Raw genomic sequence first — 8,145 nt, 5'->3', positions numbered from 1 at the left:
CCAATCAGCCCTTGTTCACTCTCCATGCCATGAAGGAACAACTCCGCCTGTTTTGGAGCCAGGGCACAGCAGACCGTGCTCAATCCTTTCTCCTCAACTGGTGCTTCGATGCCTTGACCTCGGGCATCAAACAACTCAACGCGGTCGGCTCGACGATACTTGCCAGCATGCAAGGGTTGCTCGGCTACTACCCCCACAAGATTACCAACGGCCCGCTGGAAGGCCTTAATAACAAAATCAAAACCATGAAACGGCAGGCCTATGGGTTCCGTGACATGGAATACTTCAAGCTCAGACTCTACAACCTACACAACTCCGGGTACGCATTTGCCGGATGAACCAAAAATAAAAACCTGCGTAGCCCTTTCATTGATGGAAAAGCGCTCCAAAGGATTCACCAGTTCGCGTCAAACAATCATGCATAAAACGGCGAGGGAATGGTCGGGTAGACCCGGTAGATGTGATGAAATACCTCGTCCGTCTTGGCTTGCACATCCTCTTCCGTATAAAAAACTTCCGGCAGGCCGGTGGTATCGCTGTACAGGAAATTATGTATTTCAACCATTACCGTATCGCGGGTGGTCTCACGGTCACGCCAATGATCGATTTCTGAAATCTTCCTTTTCAAAGTCTGCAGCAACTCCACCGCCACCTGCTTGATCCGCTTGATCTCCTTGGCCGACAAATCCGGCTTTCTCAACAGGTCGAAAATGGCCAACGATTCCTCATCCAGCCCCTCCCGGACTGCCCGCCGTTCTTCATCGTCCAGCCCCTGCTCAAAGCGGAACAGGGCCTCAAAGGTCTGCTCGATAGTTACCCGGTCTTTTTCCCGGTTGTATTCCGCCACGATTTGTTCGTAATGAAGTTGCAAGTCGGTTCGCAACGGGTTGCGCTCCATCAGCCGCCGCAGCCGGGTTTCTATGGCTTGCTTGAGATTCTGCACCGTGGTCCGCTTGCTCTTGCTCCGCTCAAATTCTTTCCGCAGCCGTTCGAAATCGATCCGGCTGATGTCGTAGGTGGTATCCGGCCCAGGCTCACCGATAGTCACCCCCGACTTCACTTCAATCGCCTCATCCACAATCGCATGCAACTGGCGGATGATATCGCTGATGTGGGCCTGGTCGCGGTCCTGCTGCAGACTCTTATAGATAATATTGACCGCGTCCCGGTCAGCCCGATGTGCGTTCACCCCCTCCACGTTGATACAGGCCTTGAACTTCTTGAACACCTCCCGGCACATCACTTCAAACCGCTTGCGGGTCTCGTCGTTTTCGTTGGCCGCCTCTTTGCAGGCGACAATGGCCCCATTCCGTTCAAAGCCGGTTTTCTGGATAACGTCATCCAGCGAGGCCTCCCGGTCTTCGAGGAATGCCCGCACCATCAAGATGGCCTCGGCCAGATCAGCCAGCAACTCCTCATCCGGACGGGCCGGGTCAATCTCACCACCTTCACCTTCGGGCCTGGTTCCGGCAAAGGTAGCCAAAGCCTTGCGCAGGTGCTTGAGGATGCCGCAGTAGTCAACAATCAGGCCGTTGTTCTTGCCTTCACTTACCCGGTTGGCGCGGGCGATGGCCTGCATCAGGGTATGGGCCTTGAGCGGCTTGTCCAGATAGAGCGTAGCCAGGCTTGGCACGTCAAAGCCGGTCAGCCACATGGCACAGACGATGGCCACCCGCAACGGATGTTCATCGGCCTTGAAAGCATCATCCATGTCCATGGTCTGCAGGTTGCGGTATTCCGGTTTCTCCCGCATCGATTCCGGCAGGTCGATCCCTTCCTTCATCAGTTTCCGATGCGGAATGATGTCCAGATCCCATCGACGGAACTTGTCTACCTCTCCCTGCTCCTCACTCACCACCACTGCCATTCTGGTTTCACGCATCCAATCCAGTTGCCGGTGGCGAAACAGCTCCTCCTGCTCGTCACCGATTCCAGCCAATTCCTTCTCCAACTCGTTGATCCGCACCTGCCAGTAGAAATCGATCAGCTTATGCATCCGCACACAGGTGACCTTGTCGATGCAAACCAGCATCGCCTTGCCGGTCTCCCAGCCGGTCGAGTAATGGCGCACAAAGTCCCGCGCCATCTGGTCAAGCCGTTTGCCGGCGGTAATGACGTGGTAATCACGCTTCAGTTCCTTCTCCAGCCGTTGCTCCACATCGATACTGTCGGTTTCCAACTCCTCCAGCTTGGCGGCGATCCGCTCGTTCAAGTCACCGATGGCCACGCCCAGTTTCTCGCCCCTGGCGTCATAGTAAAGCGGTACCGTGGCTTGGTCGTCCACCGCCCGTTGGAAGTCATAGGTCGAGACATATTCGCCGAAGACCCGGCGGGTAATCTCATCATCCTTGAACAGGGGCGTGCCGGTAAAGCCGATATAACTGGCATGGGGCAGGGCGTTACGCAGATTAAGAGCCAGAGTGCCGTACTGGGTACGATGGGCCTCGTCGGTGATGACGATAATATCGTCTCGGTCACTGTACGGCTGTTCCGGCTCCACCTTCAGATTGAATTTCTGGATCAGAGAAAAGATGTAGGCCTTGTGCTGCGTCAGCAGGGTGTTCAGATGACGGCCACTGGCGGCCCGACACGGCTCCTGGTCGCTCACCACGCCGCAGTTGGCAAAAGTCTTGTAGATCTGGGTATCAAGATCATCCCGGTCGGTCAGAACCAGAAAGGTGAAGTTGCCGCCCAGCTTGCGGTGTACCTTGCGGGTGAACATCACCATCGAGTAGCTCTTGCCCGAGCCCTGGGTATGCCAGAAGACCCCCAGCTTGCCCTGCCGCGCCGTCCGGTCCCGGACCGAAGAAATGGCCCGGTTTACGCCCAGGAACTGGTGGTTGCGGGCAATGATCTTTTTGGGTTCCCCGGCCGTCTCATCAAAGAGGATGAAGTTTTCCACCAGATCGAGGAAGTTGCGCTTCTCGCAGACGCCCTTGAGGAGCGTCTCCATGTCCACGGCTCCAGGCGCTTCCTCCTCCAACCGTTTCCATTCGTTGAAATGCTCCCAGCGGCTGGTGATGGAACCGATCCTGGCCTTCACACCGTTGCCGAACATGACGATGGCATTGTGGTGGAACAGGTGGGGAACGGTATCGCGGTAGTCGGAAAAGTTCTGCTCGAAGGCGGTCTTCAGATTCTTGTGAATATTCTTGCACTCGATGAACAGAAGAGGCAATCCGTTGACAAAACCGATGATATCCGCCCGCCGCCGGTAGAGATCCCCTTTCACCCACAACTCACGCACGCAGAGAAAATCGTTGTTTTCCGGGGCCTCAAAATCAACCGCCTTCAGCCGTTGCCGGACCCGTTCGCCCCTGTCGTTGCGAAAGGCGACCTGCACCCCGTCGCGCAAGAGAGCGTACTTTTCGCGATTGGTTGCGGCCATGGTCTGGGAGGCCATGGTGGCGGTGATCTGACGAATAGCATCGTCATAAGCGCCATCAGGCAAATCGGGATTCAGGTCAGCCAGCTTGGTTCGTAATATCCGGGTAAGCACCACCTCTCGGTCCGAGGTTCTCCCCAGAAGGCTGTCCGCCCCGAAGTCCTCGTTGTTATGGGCATACACCGACAACCACCCGAGCTGTTGCTCCAGGTACTCGGCAGTCGTCTGCTGGACGAGGGTGTCTTCGCTATATTTCATGTAGTTGGAAGACCCAATTTATCAAAAAACGCCTTGTTTCTTTCTTTGGCGGCGTTGATAAGGCGATCAAAGGAGATGACTTCCAAATAGGCCTTGAAGTTAGGATTATACCCAAAGTATCCAGAGAAATCCTGAGTCGGTGTGAGACCGAGAACCTTGCATCGCTTTTCAACTGTTGGCGTGATGTCACAAATAGCGTAACAGAATCCTGGAATATCTGAGGATTTTGGTATTGGGCGGCCTGACTGTGTCAGTACACTTCCACTTCGGATTCGTTCCAAATAACCTAAAGCCTGCTCAATAGGGTCCTTCTCTTCTCCGGATGCAGCATCGTTTCTCATCGGACGCTTCAATTCGACAATAACAATAGATGCAAGCGGAAGTTTTTTCGTATCGGAAACCAAGACAGGATTGTCAAAGACATTTAATGAAAGTATGTCGGGTTCCTTGGTCTCGGTTGAATCTGTAATTGGCATGGCCAAAAGTGTTTTGTCTGAAGCGAGATAATTATGAAAGGCAAGCCGTTCATCAACTAACCAAAGGTTACAGGTGTCGAAATTTACCTCATCAGATGTATTACCCATTGGCATGATGAGATTGTGAATCAAATCCTCACGTTCATACTTGCCATCGCTCTTGCGCTGAATTGCCTTTTCAAGAAGGTCGAGAATTATGCGCCTGTGAGCCACGTAGTTTGCCAAGTCAGACTTTTTAATATCTTCTGCAGTCTTTAGATATTCTTGAAGTCGTGCTTTGTAATCGTCATATGACTCGTTGTCTTTTAGGGTCATAACATCGTGCCCGTCGGCGACCAAACGATTCTCAATTTCAGTGAGATGCTTGTGAAGCAAAAGTTCCAATTCTTTATCGTTTATGTCAGGATCAACAGCAAGCTGATCTTCCGGTATCCGGTTCAGTATTGGCCGGTATCGAGGGGCTTTGTATGCGACGAAATTTGATATCCGATCTTTTCCAAGGCGTCGTTTCTCTGCAAGGTAGCCGGACAGGTAGTTTGTCACATGTTCCAATACTGCCTCTCGAATTTCGCGCTGCGATAGCTCAACTGATTCAAATAGCTCAAGTGGATTTTCTGCTATATCGAAGCTCGTCCTCTCTGATCGGACCCGCTCGTCAAGAAGTGGCGAACTGATATAACATTCATAAGCAAAGTCATTATGTCCGTCAGAAAGGCTACCATGAAGACCTGCGATTTTTCCTTTGATAGAATCCTGCGTCACAACTCTGTTTGAAGCACAATAGGCGATACTGTGGCCTCGGCTGGATGATGCGGAAAGTTTGATATGTATTAACTCAAACTTAGTCCCCTTCAACTCAAATGTTTCCGTATTGGCCGCTTCAACCATTTGTTCTTGATAAACATCATCCAGCGAAACCACTTCATCCCCATCAATAACATATATCCGTGGAGCCCCTCCCTCACGAATGAAATACCATAGATTATGCTCGAAAAGAGCACGGGCAATTATTGCAGCAGTTTTTGGGGAAGTCTCACTGTAACGTTTAGAAAATCCGTCTAAACGGATAACAGTCTGTCGCTTCTCGTTGAAGACTTCTTCTGTTAGAGGGTCGGAAACCCCTTGTTTTGCATTAAAAATAAAACTCCGTTTCTTCAGTTGCCCTTGATCGGTTTCATAGACGCTCTGAATTGATGCTCTATCGAAGGCTTTCAACCATAATAGTCGTCCAACACCACGTCCCCCTCGGTTCACCTTATGCTCGCTGTCAAGGGTTAAGAAGGATTCCATATTCTCATCGGTGAAGCCTATACCGTTATCCGTGATTGTGAATCCGATAATGTAACCTTTAGCTTCTGGACCCGAACGCTTACGCCCTTTATCGAAATCTAACTTCAACTGACCATCACGAACAATCTGGACAGTGATACTACCCTCATCAGGAGAAAGGTTGGCATCCTCAATAGCATGGATCGAATTGGCCACAGCCTCAAAAAGAGGAAGCATGCCACTACTTGCTGGAAGAGATGTGTTTCGAAGACGACCTTGAAGATTTGTCGCAATGCTCATACCATTATTTCTCCAGTCATCAATTTCGGGAGAAGGAGGTCGCGGGCTTTGATGAGTGAGGCATTCTGCCGCTTCAACAATTCCATCTGCTGATGCAGTGGTGACACCGTATCCTCGAACAATCGAAGAATCTTATGATTCGCGACCAGCAGCAAACGGCTGTGGGCAAAATCTCGATTCAATCCGGGGACCGCAACATCCGTGCTGATAAAGGTCATCAACTGCAGAGCGTAGTAGAGGAAAAGAGAGCAGAGTCCCGAGTCGACGTAGTACACTGTATCTATGGGGTGACAATCGTCTGGCGACCAGTATACACTGCCAACATTACCTTTACGGCCGACGATGATGGTGGGGCCGGATACGAAGGCTTTTGTGTGGGTCCCAACAATCCCGCTTGAGCCGTAGACCGGAAACGGCCCAGGAACACGGTCGTCGTTTTTCAGGGCTTTGCCATATTTCAGGGGTGCGATAGCCCCCAGCGGTTTCTTCTCCCACCCCTCAGGGACACCATCAATGATTTGGGTGTGTTCGTGGCCGGGGAAACGGAGGTGGACGAACCATTCCTTGTAGAGCAGCCGGGCTGCCTGTTCCAGCAACTGAATCCGCCGCCGGTTGTTTTCGATCAGGTCGTCGTAGGCGGAGATGATTGAGGCGATTGATCGTTGAGTCGGAATATCAAGTAAAGGGAATGGCCATTGCTCAAGCACACGAGTTTCTATTTTCTTAGTGCCGTGTGAAGCATCTGTGGCAGAGTCCCGAATAGCATGCTTCTGAGATTTCAAATAATAGAAGAGAAACCAAGGATCGATTTTTTTGGATGGCTGCAATGCCTTAATATCTTGGTTAAATGTGACTTCGCGTTCTGAAATTGAAATACGGAATTCTTTGGCCAGTGACATTCCGCGAACGACGACAAGCACTGTATTCGCTGGCACCATCCTTGCACCGTGTCTCGCACCATCCTCTGTGACGCTGCGTTGAGTATACGAAATCCGACTTTCGGTCATCTCACCTGAAGATATCCACGGTATATCACCACCCCAAAATCGAGACTCACTCATCCGAGGCGTGCCACCGGAAAGGAAAGAAACTTCAGTGATTAGGGGCACTGTTTGAACTTGTCTCCTCATGCCCCGCCCTCCAACACGCTCTTGCCCCTTGCGGTTAGTCGGTATTTCTGGGTCGGACTTGTCGGAGAATCCGGCTGGGTCATTTCGATGAAAGCTCCTGCAAGCGCCGGTTCCAGATAGTTTCTGGCAAACGTGACTCGATCTTTCAGGCCGGTAGCTTTCATGAGCTCCGCCCTGCTTGCTTCACCAACACAAACAGCCAACAGCTTTCTTACTTGCTGGGTTATTTGCTGGGTTACTTGCTGGGTTGTTATCTCTGCTTGTTCTTCTGAGCGCCCCTTGCGCGTATTCGCTGGTATGCGATGCGGTTTCGCCAGATAGACGGTGAAGCGCAGGCGCAGGGCGATTTCTTCAATTTTCGGTTCCGGCAGCCCTAATTCTTGGGCTTCGGCAAATATGCGGCGCACCCCGGTGCCCCACTGTTCGATCAGGCCCAGTTCCTTGAAAACGCGGGCAATGACCGGATTACGAATACGGGAGGCACCCTGTTTCATCTCTTCGATGGTCAGGCCTGGCAGGAGGATACCCATGCTTTCCACCTCAATGCGGTCATCGAGAAAGACAACCCGGATGGGGGCGCCACGCTGCGAGTAGTCACTGTGCACCAGGGCGTTGATGATCATCTCGCGCAAGATCCCCAGCGGGATGCTCCAGACATCCTTGCGGCGCACCTCGGAGAGATCCGCGCCCCGATAGGCGTGTTTTTTCAGAAACAGCATGACCTCGTCAACGGCCTGCGGCAGCGGCATGTCGATATCGATATGGTCAAAAATATCGATTTTCTCGGTGCCGAAGAAACGGCCGCATTGAATCCAGGCATCGGAAAAATGCTGCGTACGCTGCCTGCCAAAGAGGAGAATTCCACCCTTGGTCGGCACCAGTTTCTTCTGATAAGGGGTCAGCAATTTCAAGGTGAGCAAGGCCTGCTCATCCAACTCCCGGATGGAGCCAAAGGCAGCCTGCGCCGCGTCGATATCCAGATCGTGGGCAGACAACTCCGGCATGGGCAGCTGATCAAAGGCAATGCCTTCAACGGAGCGGCGCAGTTCGGCGATCAGTTCCCGGTCGGCCAGGCGGGTGGTGGAGCCGAGCCGGACGTAGACGCCGGTTTCCGGCCCCTCGGCGCGAAGGTAATGGGGCCGCGAATTGCTCAGGAACACCTCGATCACCAGCAGGGTTTTGCCATCGACGGTGGTCATCTCGACATTGGGCACCAGGCGGGGGCTGATGGAATCGGGAGTATCCGATAGTTATGCGTTAAAAGCGCCCAATTCAGATCGGTATGAAATGATATAAAAACAGCGTGTTGGAGCAGAAAATGCTATAA

At 52.3% G+C, this 8,145-nt stretch carries 5 protein-coding genes; 1 reads left to right on the top strand and 4 read right to left on the bottom strand.

Annotation, left to right across the window (positions count from 1 at the left end):
- A partial coding sequence (locus Q362_RS0117045) for a transposase (protein WP_211248523.1) occupies positions 1-338 on the top strand: 338 nt, incomplete at its 5' end.
- A gap of 77 nt (positions 339-415) precedes the next feature.
- Here Q362_RS0117045 and Q362_RS0117040 read toward each other — a convergent pair.
- Genes Q362_RS0117040 through Q362_RS21465 form a run of 4 tightly spaced genes read right to left on the bottom strand, consistent with a single transcriptional unit; the run spans position 416 to position 8,017 of the window.
- The gene (locus Q362_RS0117040) at positions 416-3,643 is read right to left on the bottom strand and encodes a type I restriction endonuclease subunit R (protein ID WP_028319622.1); all 3,228 of its coding nucleotides are present in this window, start codon (positions 3,641-3,643) and stop codon (positions 416-418) included.
- A complete protein-coding gene (locus Q362_RS0117035; RefSeq protein ID WP_028319621.1) occupies positions 3,640-5,688 on the bottom strand; it encodes an ATP-binding protein in 2,049 nt (682 codons plus the stop codon). Before Q362_RS0117035 ends, Q362_RS0117040 begins: the two co-directional genes overlap by 4 nt.
- On the bottom strand, positions 5,685-6,818 hold the full coding sequence (locus Q362_RS21470) for a restriction endonuclease subunit S (RefSeq protein WP_157470289.1): 1,134 nt from the start codon (positions 6,816-6,818) through the stop codon (positions 5,685-5,687). The genes Q362_RS0117035 and Q362_RS21470 overlap by 4 nt, the downstream gene beginning before the upstream one ends.
- On the bottom strand, positions 6,815-8,017 hold the full coding sequence (locus Q362_RS21465; protein ID WP_084312944.1) for a Fic family protein: 1,203 nt from the start codon (positions 8,015-8,017) through the stop codon (positions 6,815-6,817). Before Q362_RS21465 ends, Q362_RS21470 begins: the two co-directional genes overlap by 4 nt.
- Positions 8,018-8,145: the final 128 nt, after the last annotated feature.

It is taken from the genome of Desulfobulbus elongatus DSM 2908, from assembly GCF_000621145.1.
GTDB lineage: Bacteria > Desulfobacterota > Desulfobulbia > Desulfobulbales > Desulfobulbaceae > Desulfobulbus > Desulfobulbus elongatus.
This window is presented reverse-complemented; position numbering and strand designations above follow the sequence as displayed.

Coding starts and splice junctions, on each gene's coding strand:
- Q362_RS21465 (WP_084312944.1), bottom strand. CDS start 8,017: ATGACCACCGTCGATGGCAAAACCCTGCTGGTGATCGAGGTGTTCCTG.
- Q362_RS0117035 (WP_028319621.1), bottom strand. CDS start 5,688: ATGAGCATTGCGACAAATCTTCAAGGTCGTCTTCGAAACACATCTCTT.
- Q362_RS21470 (WP_157470289.1), bottom strand. CDS start 6,818: ATGAGGAGACAAGTTCAAACAGTGCCCCTAATCACTGAAGTTTCTTTC.
- Q362_RS0117040 (WP_028319622.1), bottom strand. CDS start 3,643: ATGAAATATAGCGAAGACACCCTCGTCCAGCAGACGACTGCCGAGTAC.